Consider the following 18,917-nt stretch of genomic DNA (forward strand, 5'->3'; position numbering starts at 1 on the left):
GGGGAGAGAATGGATGTATTATTATTACGTACCTCAAGTATATCCATATGTAAATTATTATCCTGTATATGATATGAGTAGACAATACGAATGGTATCGACAGCAACATTTGCAGCAATTATCACAAATACCACTACAACAGCCTACGCAAGAACAAAAACCATATTTAACGACATGGCCATATTCAAATGTATACTATGGTAATTATTATGAATCATAAAGCTGCTTCTATTTAGAAGCAGCTTTATGCGTTTGTTTTCAAAATTAAATTTTGAATGGTTTGAAGAGAATGAATGAGCTTTTCACGCTCTTCCTCAGATAATGTTTGAAAATTTTCTTTTAGTTTGTCTAAAATGAATTGCTGGTACTGATTTACTAACAATTTCCCTTCAGCTGTTAGGGAAATTAAAATGACCCGTCGATCTTTTTCGCTATAATGACGCTCTATTAGTTCTTCTTGAATAAGTTTGTTTAATAGAGGTGTCATGTTAGGCCTTGAAATCGCTAGCCGCTTGCCAATTTCGGAAACTGCTAATGTGCCGTTTTCATGCAGAAGCAGTAATACTTGTGTATGTGATGGCGGCATATGTCTTTGAGAAGAAAATTCTCCAGGAAGCATAAATTTGCGATAAAAAAGAGGCACTAGCGAAAGAAGATGATCAACAATACGTTCCCACTCGCGTGATTCCATATAAAGGCCCCCTTCCACTATCATTGTAACAAAAAAGACAAGGTATAAAAATAGAATTGTTTCATGGTAGCCTTAATATTTGTAGGATAACACTTGCTTTGTAAATGTATTGGCAATAATCGTATAACCTTTATCATTTGGGTGTACTTGGTCAAATAGTAACTCTTTTTTATCATTTGAAATTAATTTGCGAATTGGTAAAACAATAGACGGTTGATTTGCTTTGGAAATGGAATAAACGGATTCATTCCAGCCATCTAAAAACATATCTGCATAACTTGCGATGGAGTCATCAAGTTGTAACGGGTTATAGAGTTCGGAGAGAATGAGTAAAGCATTCGGATTTTGATCTCGAACTGTCTTTACAATACTTTTTATATCCGCTTCAAAAAGAGCTTTTTCTTTATTTAACATTTTAATACCATCTATAACACCGACATCACGATTTAAACGGAATAAATTATTTCCTCCAATATTAATTGTAATGATATTTGCTGCTCTAATTTTTTGTTGTACTTCTTCTAACTGAACTTTTTTAACGAGACGATCTGTAGTGAGACCGTTTACACCGAGGTTTTCTACCGTAATTGGTTTATGAATTTGTCCTTCTAGTTGCTTCGAAGCTAATTCGGCAAATCCCCCTTGTGTAGATCCATATCCTTTGGCGAGTGAATCACCTAAAACAAGGTGATAAAAGGAGTCGTTTGTTTGCTTATCAATCCAACTTGGAGCAGCTGTTTTTTCAGTTTTTCCTTCGGGTTCATTTTGTTTTGTCTCATCGTTCTTTTCAAAATAAGAATAAGAAATGATTAGAAGGAGGAGACAAACAATTGTTAAGATGACTTTTTTCATAAATTCATCCTCCTTGTAATTGGTAATTGTATCATATTCAGCAGTATTAGTAATGTAAGGGCATAGTATATGTTTATGAAAATTTTACAATAACTTTACAGAAAATTTGTAGAAGTATGTCAAAAAATATTGACGATATGAAAGTACATTATATATGATAATGTCAGATAAGGTGAAACTTTACTTAATGGGAGCTCTATCTCCGTTAATTGTTAGTCTTCATCAATCGGGCGTTTATGGGTACTGTCCGTTAACGTGAGATGAAATAAAGGTCGAATCTCTAATAGAAGCAAAAAGGTATGTGATTAGAGACAGATAGAGATTTATTTCATTATATTGGGGAATTGTATAAGGGGGATTTTTTGTGAAAAAGTCAAAAAAAATGCTAGCTGGAGCAACTCTTGCTATTGGTGTAATAGCACCACAAGTGTTGCCAACAACAGCTCATGCGGATGAGAAAACTGGGGAGAGTACAGTTAACTTACGAATTCTAGAAACATCAGATATTCACGTTAACTTAATGAATTACGATTATTATCAAACGAAAACAGATAATAAAGTAGGTCTCGTACAAACTGCAACACTTGTTAATAAAGCGCGTGAAGAAGCGAAAAACTCTGTCCTATTTGATGATGGGGATGCATTACAAGGGACGCCACTTGGAGATTACGTAGCGAATAAAATAAATGATCCGAAGAAGCCTGTGGATCCTAGTTATGTACATCCATTATATCGTTTAATGAATTTAATGAAGTATGACGTCATCTCTCTTGGGAATCATGAATTTAACTACGGTTTAGATTACTTAAACAAAGTGATTAGTAAAACAGAGTTCCCGGTTATTAACTCGAACGTCTATAAAGACGATAAGGATAATAATGAAGAGAATGACCAAAATTACTTTAAACCATATCATATTTTTGAAAAAGAAGTAGAAGATGAAGCTGGTCAAAAACAAAAGGTGAAAATTGGTGTAATGGGATTTGTTCCACCTCAAGTTATGAACTGGGATAAAGCAAATTTAGAAGGAAAAGTAAAAGCGAAAGATATTGTTGAAACAGCGAAGAAAATGGTGCCGAAAATGAAAGCAGAAGGTGCAGATGTTATCGTGGCACTAGCGCATTCAGGTGTCGATAAGAGTGGATACAACGTTGGCATGGAAAACGCGTCGTATTATTTAACAGAAGTTCCTGGTGTAGATGCAGTATTAATGGGACATTCACATACTGAAGTGAAGGATGTATTTAATGGTGTTCCAGTTGTAATGCCTGGTGTCTTTGGAAGTAACTTAGGTATTATTGATATGCAATTGAAAAAGGTAAACGGAAAATGGGAAGTACAAAAAGAGCAATCGAAGCCGCAACTTCGTCCGATTGCTGATAGTAAAGGGAACCCATTAGTACAATCTGATGAAAAATTAGTTAATGAAATTAAAGACGATCATCAAGCGACAATTGATTATGTGAATACAGCTGTAGGAAAAACGACAGCGCCAATTAATAGTTATTTCTCATTAGTACAAGATGATCCTTCTGTACAACTTGTGACAAATGCACAGAAATGGTATGTAGAAAAGCTATTTGCGGAAAATGGACAGTATAGCAAATATAAAGGAATTCCAGTTTTATCTGCAGGAGCACCATTTAAAGCAGGTGGCCGAAACGGTGCTACATATTACACTGATATTCCAGCTGGAACGTTAGCGATTAAAAACGTTGCAGATTTATATGTATATCCAAATACATTATATGCTGTCAAAGTAAATGGAGCGCAAGTGAAAGAATGGCTTGAAATGTCTGCAGGCCAATTTAATCAAATTGATCCAAAGAAAACAGAAGAACAGCCATTAGTAAATATAGGCTATCCTACATATAACTTTGATATTTTAGATGGTTTAAAATACGAGATTGATGTGACACAACCGGCGAAATACGATAAAGATGGAAAAGTTGTAAATGCAAATACGAATCGTATTATAAATATGACGTATGAAGGTAAGCCTGTAGCTGACAATCAAGAGTTCATCGTTGCTACAAATAACTATCGCGGGAGTAGCCAAACGTTCCCTGGTGTAAGTAAAGGGGAAGTTGTATACCAGTCACAAGATGAAACACGTCAAATCATTGTGAAGTATATGCAAGAAACGCCAGTTATTGATCCAGCTGCTGATCAAAATTGGACGTTCAAACCGATTGTTGCAGATCAATTAAATACAACATTTGATTCTTCACCAAATGCACAAAAGTATATAAAGAAAGATGGGAAAATATCATATGTTGGACCATCTGAAAACGAATTTGCTAAATATACAATTGATATAACGAAGAAGAATGATGATAAGGAAACTGGTGGAGAGAATCCAACAACGCCACCAACAGGTGAAGGCAATAACGGAGAAAATCCAACGACACCGCCAACAGATGGAGGTAATAACGGAGAAAATCCAACGACACCACCAACGGATGAAGGTAATAATGGAGAAAATCCAACGACACCACCAACGGATGAAGGTAATAATGGAAATAACGCAGGAAATGGACAAACTACGACGGACAATCAAAATACAAAAGAAACAACTGTAAGTGAAAATAAAGAAGCAGATAAAGAGGAACGTGATCTACCGAAAACAGGTGCAAGTGTTGCGTCTACAATCGGAGCGGGTCTGGCGTTTGTTGGTGCAGGAGTACTTATGTTATTTAGAAGAAAGAAAGCGAATAGATAGTAAAATGTTGCACGCAAAAAAGGATTACCGTAATCGGTAATCCTTTTTTATATGCATATTATGAAACTGGTACTGCTTTTTCTTTCTTCCATGAAAGGCCAAATCCAGTAAATCCAACGATGATCGTTAAGACTGGGCAAGCTAAACAGAAAATTGCGTATGGAAGGTAATCGAGTGTCGGAACGCTAAGGACGTTTGTTAAGAATACGCCACTTACGCCCCACGGTACGAGCGGATTAATTACTGTACCAGCATCTTCTAATACTCGTGATAAATTACGACGTTCTAAACCGACTTCATCGTACTTGTTAGCGAATGCTTGTCCAGTTAAAACGATGGATAAGTACTGTTCACCAAGTAAGAAGTTTACACCAATTGCAGTTGATGCAGTTGAGATAATTAAGCGTGTACTATTTTTTACGAAGCTAGAGATAATATTCATTAGCTGCGCTATAATACCCATTCCTTGTAATAAACCTCCCATACAAAGAGCTAGGAAAATAAGAGCAATTGACATCATCATACTTTGTAAACCACCGCGAGATAATAGGCTATCAATATCTTTTATACCAGTTTTAGAAACGTAACCGTCTTGCATAATTTTCATTAAATCAGCTAAAGAAGTACTAGGTTTAAAAATAAAGAGAATAATGATCCCCACTACGATTCCAGCAAGTAATGTTGGAACGGCTGGAACTTTTTTAAATGCGAATAAAAATAGTAATAAAATTGGAATTAGTGTAACGATAGAAATCGTTGCGTTTTTTTCTAACGTGCTAATAAAGTTTGTGAAATCAACGTCTCCTCCAGTGCCGCTTCCTAAAATGAAATATGCAATAAAAGCAATAATGAAAGCAGGAACTGTTGTCCAAAGCATGTTACGAATATGTTCAAATAAATCTACACCCGTTACAGCTGGAGCTAAATTTGTTGTATCAGATAAAGGAGACATTTTATCTCCAAAGAATGCACCAGAAATAATTGCGCCAGCGATAAGAGCTGGGTCGTATCCAAGGGCAGTGCCCATTCCCATAAAGGCAAGTCCTACAGTTGCAGCAGTTGTAAATGCACTACCGATACTTGTTCCAACAATCGCACAAACAACAAAAACGGTAGGAACGAAAATTTTTGGAGATACAAGTTGGAATCCGTATACCATTAAAGTTGGAATTGTTCCAGCTGCAATCCAAACACTAATTAATACTCCTACAAGTAAGAAAATAAATATAGATGGAATACCAGCTGAAATACTACTGATCATTCCTTTTTCCATAGTAGACCAAGAGATTTTTTTCATAAATCCAAATGCTAATAAAAGAACGATACCAAATAAAATTGGGATATGCGGTGAAACTTCTAATTGAATAACACTAAAGCCAATGCAGAAAAAGATAAAAAATGTTAAAAGAACAGATTCAATTTTTGAAACCATTGTTTTCCCCTCCTAAATAATCTAAAATAGCTCTTTTTTATATAAAATTCGCCAATGCTGTTTATTTCCTTCTAAAATTTAGAATTTTGTGACAAATTACCGGTAATTGTCAATATCTCAATATGATACGGAAATGATTGGATAAAAAAACGTCCCTGCATATAATTATGCAGGGACGAAGAAATCGCGGTACCACCCTAGCTTGTAAAATGAATGTATCACAAAATAAAGGGTCATATGATATACGCTAATAAAATAAAAACGCCCCTGCAATATATGCAGGGACGAAAAATTCGCGGTACCACCCTAAATTGTGAAACAGTGTCGTTTCACCACTCTTTAGACATAACGGTCTATAACCGTCTTTCACTACTCCTTACGTTTCGTAAAAGAAGCTCCAGGGGGTAATTCATAATTCGCTCTGTACTGGTTCGCACCGACCACCAGCTCTCTGAAATCAGAAATCGAAATACTACTAAATCCTATCAACGCCGATTCATATGATGTTAGTTAAATTTTTATCATATATTCGTATTACATGTCAATAAAAATGTTTAATGTTTTTTTTAGGGAAATAAAGGAGAAATGTTTTAATACCACAAAAATGTGCGTTATAATGAATTTGAAAGGGGAGGAAAGAGTGAAGAAAAAAATAATTCTTTTTACCACCTTACTAGTCGTTGGCGGAAGTGCTGGAATTTACACAGCTTTTGCAGCTGAAGCAGAGCAGTCGAAACAAAAGCAAATACAGCAGTCAGAAGTGAAGAAAGTGAAAGAAACTGAAGAGAAGAAGTCGATGGAAAAAGCAGCTACGAAACTAGGAGTTTCTACTGAGGGAAAAACAAAAGAAGAGATTACAAAAGAAGTAAATACTGCAAGATTTGAGCAGCGCCATGAATTATTAATTGAACATGCAAAACAACTTGGAATTGATACAGAAGGAAAAAAAGATGAAGAGATTATTTTAGAAATTGGCAAGATACAACATGGAAAGTAGAACAACTTATCGTATGATAAGTTGTTCTTTTTTAAGAACTATTTGATTTAAAAATAATTGACAGTCATTTAATTTTAATGTTAACTATATTTATAAACTAGTTAACATTAGGGGTGACAATTGTGACTGTTAATAGTAAAACAACTGAAAAATCATCTTATACATATGAAGAATTATCGGAGAAAAATAAAGCTTATGTATGGCACCCATTCACACAAATGAAAGATTATTTAGAAGAAGATCCTGTCATTATTGAACGTGGAGAGGGAAGAAAGTTATACGACGTAAATGGAAATGAATATTGGGACGGTGTCTCATCTATTTGGTTAAATGTTCATGGGCACCAAGTGCCAGAACTAGATGAGGCAATTCGTGAGCAATTAAATAAAATCGCTCATTCTACTATGCTAGGACTTGCTAACGTTCCATCTATTTTATTAGCAGAAAAAATAATTGATGTTGTACCAGAAGGTTTGAAGAAAGTATTCTATTCAGATTCTGGTTCAACAGCTGTTGAAATTGCAATTAAGATGGCTTTTCAATATTGGCAGCACAAAGGGAAACCGAGAAAACAAAGATTTGTTACATTAAAAGAAGCGTATCACGGCGATACAATTGGAGCGGTTTCAGTAGGAGCGATAGACTTGTTTCACCAAGTGTATAGTTCACTATTATTTGAGGCAATTAAAATGCCGTATCCATATACATATCGTTCTCCCTATGGAGATAATAAGGAACAAATTGTAAAAAAACATTTAGAAGAAATGGAAGAGTTGTTAAAAGAAAAACATGAAGAAGTAGCAGCTATCATTGTGGAGCCATTAATGCAAGGTGCTGGCGGGATGATTACAATGCCAAAAGGATACTTAAAAGGGCTTCGCGATTTATGTACAAAATACAATGTATTATTTATTACAGACGAAGTAGCGACTGGATTTGGGCGTACCGGGAAAATGTTTGCATGTGAACATGAAAATGTGACGCCAGACATTTTAACGGCTGGGAAAGGTTTAACAGGTGGATATTTACCAATTGCAGTTACAGTAACGACAGACGAAATATATAATGCCTTCTTAGGAGACTATGAAGAACAAAAAACATTTTTCCATGGACATAGTTACACAGGTAATCCGTTAGGGTGTGCCGTAGCAATCGCGAATTTAGAACTATATGAAAAAACTAAATTAATAGAAGGTGTTGCGCATAAAACAGAGTATGTAGCGGAGCAATTAGAAGCGCTTAATGAATATAAGCACGTAGGAGATATTCGTCAGTGCGGGTTAATGATTGGTATTGAACTTGTGAAAAATAAGGAAACGAAAGAATCGTTCGAATGGACAGAAAGAGTCGGTGTTCAAGTGTGTAAACGCTCAAGAGAGTTAGGCATGATTTTACGTCCGCTTGGTAACACCATTGTATTTATGCCTCCTCTTGCATCTACAATTGCTGAAATTGATGAGATGTTACGCATTTTATATAAAGCAATCTCGGACATAACGGAGGGAGAGTAATGAGTGGTTTCTTTATAACAGCAACAGATACTGAAGTTGGAAAAACTGTGGTTGCTGGTGCGTTAGCAGGTGTATTTAGAGAATTGGGATATAACGTAGGGGTATATAAACCGTTGCAAAGTGGACATGCTGCATCAAACGCAGAGGGAGATGCAGCAAGGTTAAAAGCCTTATCGGGTGTATCGACAAGAGAAGAAGAAATTTGTCCGTATTCTATTGAAGAACCACTTGCTCCGAGACTTGCTATGCAAAGAGCTCGAAGGACAGTAACGTTAAAAGAAATTACTGAGCACTACAATGGACTATTAAAAGAGTTTAATAGCCTATTTGTAGAAGGGGCTGGTGGGCTTGCAGTCCCATATACAGAAGATGCTCTAGTAATTGATTTTGCAATAGAATTACAGCTTCCTCTTATTGTAGTAGCACGTCCTACGTTAGGGACAGTTAATCATACTGTTTTAACAATTTCTTATGCAAAAGCGCATGGTTTAAAAGTAGCAGGTGTAATTTTATCTGGTTGTAAAGAGTCTGAAATGGAAAGAGTGCAAGAGAATAAAGAGATGATTGAAGAGTTAAGCGGAGTACCGGTTTTAGGTTTATTACCATTCTTTACAGATGAATTTACTCGGGAAGAAGTAGTAGAATCTGCAAAAGAACATATTATGATCTCGAAATTAGAGGAGTTCATTCAAAATGAATCAAATGTGGCGCACACATCTTCAATCTAAATTACAACAATTACATGAACAAGGGCAGTATCGCAATTTGTATGTAACAGAGCGATCAGAAGAGACATGGCTTATTCGAAATCAGAAAAGGATGCTAAATTTAGCGTCAAATAATTATTTAGGGTTAGCTGGAGATGAAAGGTTGAAAGAAGCTGCTATTGCCTGCACGAGAAAATATGGAACTGGAGCGACAGCATCTCGTCTCGTTGTAGGAAATTATCCGCTGTATGAAGAGGTTGAGAGAAGTATATGCGATTGGAAAGGCACTGAAAAAGCCTTAATTGTAAATAGTGGATATACCGCGAATGTTGGAACGATTTCTTCGTTAGTTGGTCGCCATGATATTGTTTTTAGTGACAAATTAAACCATGCAAGTATCGTTGATGGAATTATATTAAGCGGAGCAGAGCATAAAAGATATCGTCATAATGATTTGGATCATTTAGAAAAGATGTTGAAAATAGCGTCACCTGAAAAGAGGAAATTAATCGTAACAGATACTGTTTTTAGTATGGATGGTGATACTGCATACTTGAGAGGCTTAGTGCAGCTTAAAGAGAAATACGGAGCGATCATTATAGTTGATGAAGCGCATGCGAGTGGAATATATGGAATCGGCGGAGCTGGATTATCTCATATGGAAAAAGATATTGCTCAAAAAATTGATATACATATGGGGACGTTTAGTAAGGCTTTAGGGTGTTATGGTGCGTATTTAACAGGTGATACAATTTATATAGAGTACTTACAAAATATGATGAGAAGCTTTATTTTTACTACAGCTTTACCACCAGGAACATTAGGCGCAGTGCAAAAAGCAATTGAGATTGTAAAAGAAGATAAAGAAAGAAGAGAGAAGCTTATAGCGAATGGTGCATATTTCAGGACGCATTTACAAGAAGCTGGTTTTGACATTGGGAATAGCTCAACTCATATTGTACCAATTGTAGTCGGTTCAAATGAAAATGCTTTACGGTTTAGTGAAAGATTACAAGAGGTAGGTATCGCAGCCATTGCAATTCGTCCGCCAACTGTTCCGGTGGGGAGTTCCCGAATTCGCTTTGCAGTTACGTCACAACATACAATAGCTGATTTGAAATGGGCTATTCAGCATATTATACGCATTGGTAAAGAAGAGGGGTTTTTCGTATGAAAGAGCCAAAGATTATTTTTATTCCTGGGTGGGGAATGGAAGAAGGTGTTTGGACTTTAGTTCTGCCGTATTTTAAAGGATATTCTGTTCAATGCATAGATTGGCGTAACGTGAAAGAGAAAAGTGAATTTGCGGGACGAATAATAGAGGTAGCGCATGATGAAAATGTAATTTTAGTTGGATGGTCACTAGGAGCGTTAGCAGCAGTACAAGCTTATAAAAAGATTAAGGCAAAAGGTATCGTAATAATCGGTGGTACCGCTAAATTTACCAATACAAGTGACTATACAAGTGGATGGAATTCCTTGCATGTAGAACGTATGAAAAAGAATTTAATGAAAAAGAAAGAAGATACTTTGAAGCGTTTCTATGAAAATGTGTTTACAAAAAATGAGCTGAAGGAGAATACGAGTTTTGAAGAGATTGCGCTGAATTTTAAAGGAGACTCGATTCAGTCATTACAATTAGGCTTAGACTATTTAATAGAAACAGATGTGAGAAACGAATTAACAAATGTCAAAGTCCCGTTGTTACTTCTTCATGGAGAACAGGATGTGATATGTCCAGTATCCGCAGCGCATAGTATGGCAGAGAATACGAATGCTACGCTAAAAGTAGTAAGCGAGGCTGGTCATGCATTATGTGTAACGAATTTCGAATATTGCGCGAATGAAATTATCCAATTTGTAGAGGGGATACGACATGATCAACAAAACGTTACTGCAAAAACGGTTTAACGGGGCGGCCGTATCTTACGATCAATATGCAAACGTACAAAAAAAGATGGCACATTCGTTACTTTCTACATTGAATCGGCGATATAGTGAAACATCATCGATACGTATTTTAGAACTTGGATGCGGGACAGGGTATGTCACAGAGCAATTATCGAAGTTATTTCCGCAAGCACATATTACAGCTGTGGATTTTGCTGATGAGATGATTGCAGTCGCGAAAGCTAGACATAATGTGGGGAATGTGATGTTTCGATGTGAAGATATTGAACAATTAAAATTAGAAGATTCATATGATGTCATAATTTCAAATGCTACATTTCAATGGCTAAATGATTTAAAACAAGTGATAAGAAATTTATTTCATCATTTGTCTATAGATGGCATATTACTCTTTTCAACGTTTGGACAAGAAACTTTTCAAGAGCTTCACACTTCGTTCCGTAGGGCGAAAGAAGAAAAAAATATAAGAAATGAAACAGCGATTGGTCAACGTTTTTATTCGAAAGATCAGTTGCGCCATATATGCGAGATAGAAACAGGGGATGTACATGTTTCTGAAACATGTTACATAGAGAGTTTTACAGAAGTTAAGGAGTTTCTACATTCTATTCGAAAAGTAGGAGCGACTAATAGTAATGAAGGATCATATTGTCAAAGTCCCTCACTCTTTCGTGCAATGCTTCGTATATACGAAAGAGACTTCACGGGAAATGAAGGGATAATGGCAACGTATCATGCTTTATTTGTGCATATAACAAAAGAGGGGAAGAGATGAAATGAAACAAGTACAAACAAAAAGGGATTGGAAAAAACTTGCATACGACGTAGTAGAAGAAAAAATGATTACGAAAGAGGATGCAATAGCAATATTAGAAGCTGACGATACAGAGGTTTTAGAAATTATGAATGCGGCCTACATCATTCGCCATCATCATTTTGGTAAGAAGATCAAGTTGAACATGATTATTAATACGAAATCTGGCTTATGTCCTGAAGATTGCGGGTATTGTTCACAGTCTATTATTTCTGAAGCGCCAATTGATAAATATGCATGGTTAACGCAGGAGAAAATTGTAGAAGGAGCACACGAAGCAATTCGCCGTAAAGCGGGTACATATTGTATTGTAGCATCTGGACGTCGTCCGACGGATAAAGAAGTTAATCACGTAATTGGAGCAGTGAAGGAGATTCGTGAAACGACAGATTTGAAGATTTGTTGTTGTTTAGGTTTTTTAAACGAAGATCAAGCAGGACGTTTAGCAGAAGCTGGTGTGCATCGTTATAATCACAACTTAAATACACATGAAAACAATTACGAGAGCATTTGCTCAACTCATACGTATGACGATCGTGTTGATACAGTTCAAAAAGCGAAACAAGCTGGTATTTCACCATGCTCAGGAGCGATTTTTGGAATGGGAGAAACAATTGAAGAGCGTGCTGAAATTGCATTTGAATTACAACGTATAGATGCAGATTCTATTCCTTGTAATTTCCTTGTTGCTGTAAAGGGTACGCCGCTTGAAGGGCAAAAAGAGTTAACACCTGTAGAATGTTTAAAAGTGCTGGCGATGATGCGTTTTGTAAACCCAACAAAAGAAATTCGTATTTCAGGAGGACGAGAAATTAATTTACGTTCTGTACAGCCGCTCGGTTTATTTGCAGCAAACTCTATCTTTGTTGGCGATTACTTAACGACAGCTGGACAGGAGCCGACTGCAGACTGGGGTATGATTGAAGATTTAGGATTCGAGATTGAGGAATGTGCGTTATAAAATAGATGAAAAGCAAACTCTTTAAAGGGTTTGCTTTTTTGTAAATAAAATGTAATAACAAGCCAGTAACACTTGATACCATTGGTTTTTGAGCGAAAAAAAGAATTTTTGTGGACGAATTTTCCAAGCCCTAGTTGTACATAGTAAATATGTAATTTATATTGGGTTGGAGGATTTTACATGCATAAATACGTATTAGCGATTATGATTTGTCTAATTTTAATAAAAGCAATAAGTGCTGATCCAGTTAAGGCCGCCAAAAATCCTGAACAAAAAGAAATGCAACAAAGAATTGAACAACATTTTCGAACGAAAGCTGAACATTTTGGCTTGAAAACGGAAGGGAAAGATTTAAAAGAAGTACGAAAAGAAATTACTATTATAGAAGAAGCAAAAAAAAGAGAGAATGTATGGAGAACAGCGCAAATTCTTCGTATACAAACAGAAGGAAAAACGATGGATGAATTAATAAAAGATGTACGGAAAAAGGTGGAAAAATAAAAAAGAGGCCGTGGCCTCTTTTTTATTACGCCCATTGTTTTGATAAGTGAGCCATTTCAATGGCAGCAACTGCCGATTCATAGCCTTTATTACCAGCTTTTGTACCCGCGCGTTCAATTGCTTGCTCGATTGTTTCTGTTGTTAATACACCGAAAATAACTGGGATGTCTGTTTGTAGTGATAAAGATGCAACACCTTTTGCTACTTCATTACAAACGTAATCGTAATGCGTTGTAGCACCTCGAATTACTGTACCTAATGTAATAACGGCATCATACTTTCCGCTATTCGCCATTTTTTTTGCGATTAAAGGAATTTCAAATGCACCTGGAACCCAAGCAACATCGATATCATTTTCTTCTACACCGTGACGCTTTAATCCATCTAAAGCTCCGCCAAGTAACTTGCTTGTAATAAATTCATTAAAACGTCCAACAACAACCCCAACTTTTAACCCTGTACCAACTAAATGACCTTCGAATACCATAATAAATCTCTCCTTTAATTATAAATTTAATAAATGTCCTAATTTGTTTACTTTCGTTTGTAAATACGTTTTATTCTCTTCTTTTGTTGGCATTTGCAATGGTACACGCTCGACTACTTCTAAGTCGTAACCTTGTAAGCCAGCAATTTTTCGTGGATTATTCGTTAATAATCGTAAACTTTGTAAGCCTAAATCTTTTAAAATTTGAGCGCCAATACCGTAATCACGAAGATCAGCTGCGAATCCGAGCTTTTCATTTGCTTCTACAGTATCAAAGCCTTCTTCTTGTAATTTATAAGCACGAAGCTTATTAAGAAGGCCAATGCCTCGTCCTTCTTGCCTCATATAGAGAAGAACACCTTTTCCTTCACTTTCAATTTGAGAAAGTGCAGCATGAAGTTGTGGCCCGCAATCACAGCGACACGAACCAAATACATCTCCTGTTAAGCATTCGGAATGAACGCGCACGAGTACAGGTTCGCCTGTTGAAATATCACCTTTTACGAGCGCGATATGTTCTTTCGTATCCAATGAGTTAGAATAGCCAATTGCATGGAATGTACCGAAATCTGTAGGTAAAGTAATTTCCACTTCTCTCGTCACAAGTGTTTCATGATGGCGGCGATAAGCAATTAAATCTTCTATTGTAATCATTTTTATATCAAATTGTTTTGCGCACTCTATTAAATCAGGTACACGTGCCATCGTGCCGTCTTCATTTATAATCTCGCAAATGACCCCAGCTGGTTCTGCTCCGCAAAGCTTTGCTAAATCTACAGCAGCTTCTGTATGACCCGCACGGCGAAGGACACCGCCTTCTTTCGCGATTAATGGAAAGATATGTCCAGGACGATTGAAGTCAGCACCTTTTGATGCCGGGTTTAACAATTCTTGTATCGTAGTTGCACGTTCGTGAGCGCTAATCCCTGTTGTTGTAGAAACATGATCAATGCTCACTGTAAACGCAGTATGATGCGAATCTGTATTATGAGATACCATTGGTTCTAATTGTAGACGTTCTGCGTATTGTTCTGTAATCGGCACACAAACGAGACCACGACCATGTGTAATCATAAAATTAATTGTTTCTGGTGTAATATACTCTGCTAAAGCAATAAAATCGCCTTCATTTTCTCGATTTTCATCATCACATACGATAACGACTTTTCCTTGTTTTAAATCTTCTAGAGCTTCTTCAATACGATGAAACATTATACTTCCCCCTTATAGAAATCCGTTTTCTTGTAAAAAGCTTTCGGTCATTGATCCTGTTCTTCTTACAGGTTTAGTAATAAAGCGTTCGATATATTTACCAATCATGTCACACTCAATGTTTACGATATCTCCAGCATTCTTGTCCCCGATAACAGATTCGCTTACTGTGTGCGGGATGAGTGAAATGGTAATAGAAGAATCGTCTATATCAAATATCGTTAAACTCGTTCCATCAACAGCAACGGATCCTTTATGCAAACAATAGCGTAGTAATTCATCAGAAATTGCTATTTTATAATAGACGGCATTGTAGTGTTGTTTTTTAGTTAAAATCGTTCCGATGCCATCAATATGTCCTGAAACGAAATGTCCACCGAATCGTCCATTTGCAGCCATGGCCCGCTCTAAATTTACTTTAGAGTGTGATTTAAGCAGGCGAAGTGATGTTGATTTCATCGTTTCAGGCATTGCATCAACTGTAAAGGAAGTAGGTGTAAAACTCGTTACGGTTAAGCAAATACCGTTAACCGCGATACTATCACCCAAGTGAACATCTGATAAAATTTTGTTTGCATGGATCGTTAACTTCATCGCTTCTCCGCTTTGTTGCATGTTTGTTATCGTTCCTAATTCTTCTACAATTCCTGTAAACATTTCGTCACCTCACTTTGAGCATTCGCAACGATTTTTATATCATCGCCAATTTGTTTCATCTCTTGAATTTTCAAGGGAAGTGCATCTTGTAATTTTGAAAAACCATTTCCTCCAAATAAAGTAGGAGCATCTTTCCCACCAATTAATTTCGGGCTTATATACGTTACAATTTCATTGAAATTATTTGATTGTAAGAAACTTGCATGAACTGTTTGACCACCTTCGACGAAAAGAGAAAGTATCTGTTTCTCGCCGAGTAGGTATAAGACATCTTGGATTTCAATTTGTTTCGTTTTCATTTGGAATATAGCTATATTTTCAGATTCATAAGAAGCTATTTTCTCTTTATTTACATCCTTACCGACAATAATCCATGTCGGTGCTAAACCATCTGTCATGACATGGGAAGATGGTGGCGTTCGTAAATGGGTATCTAAAATAACACGTATAGGATGTTTACCCCCGTTAGGAATTCTTGTTGTTAAATGGGGGTTATCAGCTACAACTGTATTCACCCCTACAAGAATCGCATCATGAGTATGGCGATACTGGTGAACATCAGCTCGTGCTTTTTCACCTGTAATCCATTTGCTTTCACCAGTTACAGTTGCTGTTTTCCCATCTAAGCTCATTGCTGTTTTTATTGTTACAAATGGGCGTTTCGTTTTCATGTAGTGAAAAAAGTAGCGATTTAGTAAAACTGCTTCTGCTTCAAGAACACCGGTAGTTACTTCAATTCCAGCTTCCTCTAATTTTCTTTTTCCATTACCAGAAACGAGCGGGTTACAATCAAGGGTAGCAATTACAACGCGCTTAACTCCCTTTTCGATGAGCAATTCACAGCAAGGTGGTGTTTTTCCAAAGTGGCTACACGGTTCCAGTGTTACATAAACGGTAGCGTCTTTGGCGTTCTCACCAGCCATTTGAAGGGCATGAACTTCTGCGTGTTCTTTACCAGCACGTAAATGAGCGCCCATACCGACGATGTTTCCATCTTTTACAACAACAGCACCAACCATTGGATTTGGACTCGTTTGTCCTGATGTCCCTTGTGCTAACTGCAAGGCAATCCTCATATATTCTTGATCTGTCATTCTCTTCACCTCTCCTGAAAAAATCAAAAAACCCCAAGGATATAAAATCCTTGGGGTTTGGGAGACGTGATTTCTAGAAATATAGTTCGAATACGAAAGTATAGGAAAGAAACCTAACGATGACTGATATTTTTGCATAAGGAAAAAACCTAGCAAAATATCGAATTTTTCAAACGCTAGTCGCATCTTTTTATTTCAGCATAGAAACAAAAGCATATAAAATAAAACATATATAGAGACTCAAATTGAATCTTTAAAAATATGCATGCTGAAATAAAAGTGTATTCGCTATATAAAATTACTAGAAAACATATCCTTCTCCCATCCAGACTATACTGTCGGCCCTAGAGTTTCACTAGATCCACCGTTTTCGAGTTGAAAACGGGTCACGGACTTAGAAGCGTTGGCTTCATCACCGCCGGTTGGGAATTTCACCCGACCCCGAAGGATGTTGTTTGCTCAAATTATAGCACAAAAAAGAAAAAAGGCTAGTAAAAAATATTCGAATGTGAAGAATTGTGTGAAAATAGATGTAATAGGAATGGAGATAAAATCAGTAGAAATGTTGTAAGTATGCGGTGCTAATAGAAAGAAAAAACATGCACAAAAAAATGTGCATGTTACGTACAAAACTATTCTGCCTCTGGTGCTCTAACAACAGATTCGAATTTACCTTTATGCGAAGCATCGCAATAAGGCATGTTTTTTGATAAACCACAACGACATAAAGAAAATGCCGGTTTTGCAGGAAATACATTCCCTTGTGAGTCAACTAGTTCCACGTCCCCTGTAACGCGAAAAGAGCCATTATCATTTACTTTAATTTGTACTTTTGTCAATGTTATCCCTCCTTCCCAAACGCTTAATTTCATCATATAATCAAGGGAAGTACTTGGCAATATAAAGTGAAACTTTAATCAGTGGGGGTTTTGTTCATCCCCCGCTGATTATTAGCCCACGCCAATCGGGCGTTTACGGGCAGTGCCTAACTTCTTTGCCACAGCCGAATTTTGAGGTGGGAGTCTTACTGTCCGCAAATAGCGGGATAAAAAGAGCACTTTGTTTGATATAGAAGAGAGTGTTATAATGTTTTTTATAACTGACTAGAGTAAGGTGACGAAAGATGGATAAACAATTACATACATTACGAAATATTGCAAATGAGCGCACGTGGGCATCATTTTTGAATGATAATCATCCTTATAGCTTGTTGCACTGGTCCATTGCAGGTGTAGGACAAGAAGTGAAAGATGTTTGGTTACTTCAAGATGAGGTAACGTTTCAAACGACAGAATTTCCAACGCTAGATGAAGCGGTGCAATGGATATCTGAAAATATGGAACAAGTTACAGATGTTTTAGCGCAATAAAAAAACAGGCTTATGCAAGCCTGTTTTTTGTTTCTTTTACATATGTGTTTAAAAATTGGTCAACGGCTGCTTCATACTCTTCTTTATTTTCGTTATAAGAGCAAGCGTGTGCACCGTGTTCTGCAATATAAAGTTGTTTATTATTTTCTTTTGCTTCATATAACGCTTTTGTCATATCAGCTAAAATATAATCGTCATCTTTACTATGGATAAAGAGAACGGGATTGTTAATATTTTTTATACAGTCGATTGGTGAAACTTCACGAATTGTATAACCGTCACGAACTTTTAAAAAAGCATTTGCTAAAGGTAATAAAGGCCACTTTGGTAAATGGAATTCAACCTTTAAACGGTGTTGTAATTGCCCGTAGAAATCAGAAAAAGGACAATCTGCAATATAAAAATCAGCACCATCTTCTACAAATCCTGCGTATTGAAGGAGTGTTGCAGCTCCCATCGATTCACCATGAATACCAAGTGTTATATTTGTGCCAAAACGACTTTTTAGCCAGTCAACTACGGATTTTAAATCATGTTTTTCATAGTATCCATAGCTTGTTGTTTTCCCACCAGTTTTACCATGACGACGATGATCGTAAATAAGGACGTTATATCCTCTGCTCAAAAATAAGTTTGCATATTTTACAGAGTTCATTTTATTTACAGTTACACCGTGACAGAAAACCATAAACTTGTTGGAATGACCAGCAGGAATGTAATATCCGTGAAGATCATATCCGAATTGCGAAGGGATATGAATTTCTTCTTTATGAAGAGCATCAAAATCTTCTATACGAAAATGTTTTTTCGTTTCTCTTTCAAGTACTTCTTCCTCAGTTTTTTTCTTTAAGTACATCACTTTATTTGTAAAGAAAATCCCAAGGGCAGTTATCGCACCTAGTATAGTAAACAATGCTGCAAAAAAACGTTTCATACTTTACCTCATCCTCCAAATACCGTTACATGTGATACACTTACATTGTATCACATGGATATAAA

At 36.5% G+C, this 18,917-nt stretch carries 20 protein-coding genes, 1 riboswitch and 1 other annotated feature; of the genes, 11 read left to right on the forward strand and 9 right to left on the reverse strand.

What is annotated here, in order from left to right:
• The first annotated feature begins 13 nt into the window (after positions 1-13).
• Positions 14-220, forward strand: coding sequence for a hypothetical protein (locus COC96_RS17250; RefSeq protein WP_098268022.1), 207 nt, complete (start codon positions 14-16; stop codon positions 218-220).
• A gap of 24 nt (positions 221-244) precedes the next feature.
• Here COC96_RS17250 and COC96_RS17255 read toward each other — a convergent pair whose 3' ends face one another.
• Both COC96_RS17255 and COC96_RS17260 read right to left on the reverse strand, forming a co-directional pair.
• On the reverse strand, positions 245-691 hold the full coding sequence (locus COC96_RS17255; protein ID WP_000445817.1) for a MarR family winged helix-turn-helix transcriptional regulator: 447 nt from the start codon (positions 689-691) through the stop codon (positions 245-247).
• A gap of 72 nt (positions 692-763) precedes the next feature.
• Positions 764-1,543 carry a GDSL-type esterase/lipase family protein gene (locus COC96_RS17260; RefSeq protein WP_098268021.1) on the reverse strand — a complete coding sequence of 260 codons (780 nt, stop codon included), beginning with the start codon at positions 1,541-1,543 and terminating at the stop codon, positions 764-766.
• Between the two features lie 364 nt (positions 1,544-1,907).
• Between COC96_RS17260 and cpdB the strand changes: the two genes are divergently transcribed.
• Positions 1,908-4,265: a bifunctional 2',3'-cyclic-nucleotide 2'-phosphodiesterase/3'-nucleotidase gene (gene cpdB, locus COC96_RS17265; protein ID WP_098769091.1), complete on the forward strand. Its 2,358-nt coding sequence runs from the start codon at positions 1,908-1,910 to the stop codon at positions 4,263-4,265.
• A 58-nt stretch (positions 4,266-4,323) separates the two neighbouring features.
• On the opposite strand, the gene nhaC is transcribed toward cpdB, so the two are convergent.
• A complete protein-coding gene (gene nhaC / locus COC96_RS17270; protein WP_098268019.1) occupies positions 4,324-5,697 on the reverse strand; it encodes a Na+/H+ antiporter NhaC in 1,374 nt (457 codons plus the stop codon).
• A 277-nt stretch (positions 5,698-5,974) separates the two neighbouring features.
• Positions 5,975-6,195, reverse strand: a binding site (T-box leader).
• A gap of 142 nt (positions 6,196-6,337) precedes the next feature.
• Between nhaC and COC96_RS17280 the strand changes: the two genes are divergently transcribed.
• The 8 genes from COC96_RS17280 to COC96_RS17315 all read left to right on the forward strand — a co-directional run bounded on the left by COC96_RS17280 (position 6,338) and on the right by COC96_RS17315 (position 13,099).
• Positions 6,338-6,694 carry a hypothetical protein gene (locus COC96_RS17280; RefSeq protein WP_141535930.1) on the forward strand — a complete coding sequence of 119 codons (357 nt, stop codon included), beginning with the start codon at positions 6,338-6,340 and terminating at the stop codon, positions 6,692-6,694.
• Between the two features lie 122 nt (positions 6,695-6,816).
• Positions 6,817-8,205 (forward strand): adenosylmethionine--8-amino-7-oxononanoate transaminase, encoded by a 1,389-nt coding sequence (bioA, locus tag COC96_RS17285; protein WP_098769092.1) that lies wholly within the window; start codon positions 6,817-6,819, stop codon positions 8,203-8,205.
• Positions 8,205-8,933, forward strand: a complete 729-nt coding sequence (gene bioD / locus COC96_RS17290; RefSeq protein ID WP_098769093.1) for a dethiobiotin synthase — start codon at positions 8,205-8,207, stop codon at positions 8,931-8,933. Before bioA ends, bioD begins: the two co-directional genes overlap by 1 nt.
• Positions 8,899-10,086 carry an 8-amino-7-oxononanoate synthase gene (gene bioF, locus COC96_RS17295; protein ID WP_098769094.1) on the forward strand — a complete coding sequence of 396 codons (1,188 nt, stop codon included), beginning with the start codon at positions 8,899-8,901 and terminating at the stop codon, positions 10,084-10,086. The genes bioD and bioF overlap by 35 nt, the downstream gene beginning before the upstream one ends.
• Positions 10,083-10,823 carry an alpha/beta fold hydrolase gene (locus COC96_RS17300; protein ID WP_098769095.1) on the forward strand — a complete coding sequence of 247 codons (741 nt, stop codon included), beginning with the start codon at positions 10,083-10,085 and terminating at the stop codon, positions 10,821-10,823. Before bioF ends, COC96_RS17300 begins: the two co-directional genes overlap by 4 nt.
• Positions 10,789-11,598, forward strand: coding sequence for a malonyl-ACP O-methyltransferase BioC (bioC, locus tag COC96_RS17305; protein ID WP_098769096.1), 810 nt, complete (start codon positions 10,789-10,791; stop codon positions 11,596-11,598). The genes COC96_RS17300 and bioC overlap by 35 nt, the downstream gene beginning before the upstream one ends.
• A 1-nt stretch (position 11,599) precedes the next feature.
• A complete protein-coding gene (gene bioB / locus COC96_RS17310) occupies positions 11,600-12,598 on the forward strand; it encodes a biotin synthase (protein ID WP_000815851.1) in 999 nt (332 codons plus the stop codon).
• A gap of 180 nt (positions 12,599-12,778) precedes the next feature.
• A complete protein-coding gene (locus tag COC96_RS17315; protein ID WP_141535929.1) occupies positions 12,779-13,099 on the forward strand; it encodes a hypothetical protein in 321 nt (106 codons plus the stop codon).
• Between the two features lie 25 nt (positions 13,100-13,124).
• Here the strand turns inward: COC96_RS17315 and ribH are convergent, their stop codons facing one another.
• The 5 genes from ribH to COC96_RS17340 form a co-directional block, all read right to left on the reverse strand.
• Positions 13,125-13,586 carry a 6,7-dimethyl-8-ribityllumazine synthase gene (gene ribH, locus COC96_RS17320; RefSeq protein ID WP_000230892.1) on the reverse strand — a complete coding sequence of 154 codons (462 nt, stop codon included), beginning with the start codon at positions 13,584-13,586 and terminating at the stop codon, positions 13,125-13,127.
• A gap of 18 nt (positions 13,587-13,604) precedes the next feature.
• A complete protein-coding gene (gene ribBA / locus COC96_RS17325; RefSeq protein ID WP_098268012.1) occupies positions 13,605-14,798 on the reverse strand; it encodes a bifunctional 3,4-dihydroxy-2-butanone 4-phosphate synthase/GTP cyclohydrolase II in 1,194 nt (397 codons plus the stop codon).
• A gap of 12 nt (positions 14,799-14,810) precedes the next feature.
• Positions 14,811-15,455, reverse strand: coding sequence for a riboflavin synthase subunit alpha (gene ribE, locus COC96_RS17330; protein WP_098769097.1), 645 nt, complete (start codon positions 15,453-15,455; stop codon positions 14,811-14,813).
• Complete coding sequence (ribD, locus tag COC96_RS17335; protein WP_098268010.1) at positions 15,437-16,549, reverse strand: bifunctional diaminohydroxyphosphoribosylaminopyrimidine deaminase/5-amino-6-(5-phosphoribosylamino)uracil reductase RibD; 1,113 nt, start codon at positions 16,547-16,549, stop codon at positions 15,437-15,439. The genes ribE and ribD overlap by 19 nt, the downstream gene beginning before the upstream one ends.
• A 309-nt stretch (positions 16,550-16,858) precedes the next feature.
• A riboswitch (FMN riboswitch) is annotated at positions 16,859-17,002 on the reverse strand.
• Between the two features lie 179 nt (positions 17,003-17,181).
• Positions 17,182-17,424 carry a CDGSH iron-sulfur domain-containing protein gene (locus tag COC96_RS17340; protein WP_141436250.1) on the reverse strand — a complete coding sequence of 81 codons (243 nt, stop codon included), beginning with the start codon at positions 17,422-17,424 and terminating at the stop codon, positions 17,182-17,184.
• Between the two features lie 248 nt (positions 17,425-17,672).
• Here COC96_RS17340 and COC96_RS17350 point away from each other — a divergent pair, with 248 nt between their 5' ends.
• A complete protein-coding gene (locus tag COC96_RS17350) occupies positions 17,673-17,918 on the forward strand; it encodes a DUF2552 family protein (protein WP_097902560.1) in 246 nt (81 codons plus the stop codon).
• A gap of 10 nt (positions 17,919-17,928) precedes the next feature.
• On the opposite strand, the gene COC96_RS17355 is transcribed toward COC96_RS17350, so the two are convergent.
• A complete protein-coding gene (locus COC96_RS17355) occupies positions 17,929-18,852 on the reverse strand; it encodes an alpha/beta hydrolase (RefSeq protein WP_098268008.1) in 924 nt (307 codons plus the stop codon).
• Between the last annotated feature and the right edge of the window lie 65 nt (positions 18,853-18,917).

It is taken from the genome of Bacillus cereus, assembly GCF_002577405.1.
Classification (GTDB): domain Bacteria; phylum Bacillota; class Bacilli; order Bacillales; family Bacillaceae_G; genus Bacillus_A; species Bacillus_A cereus_AU.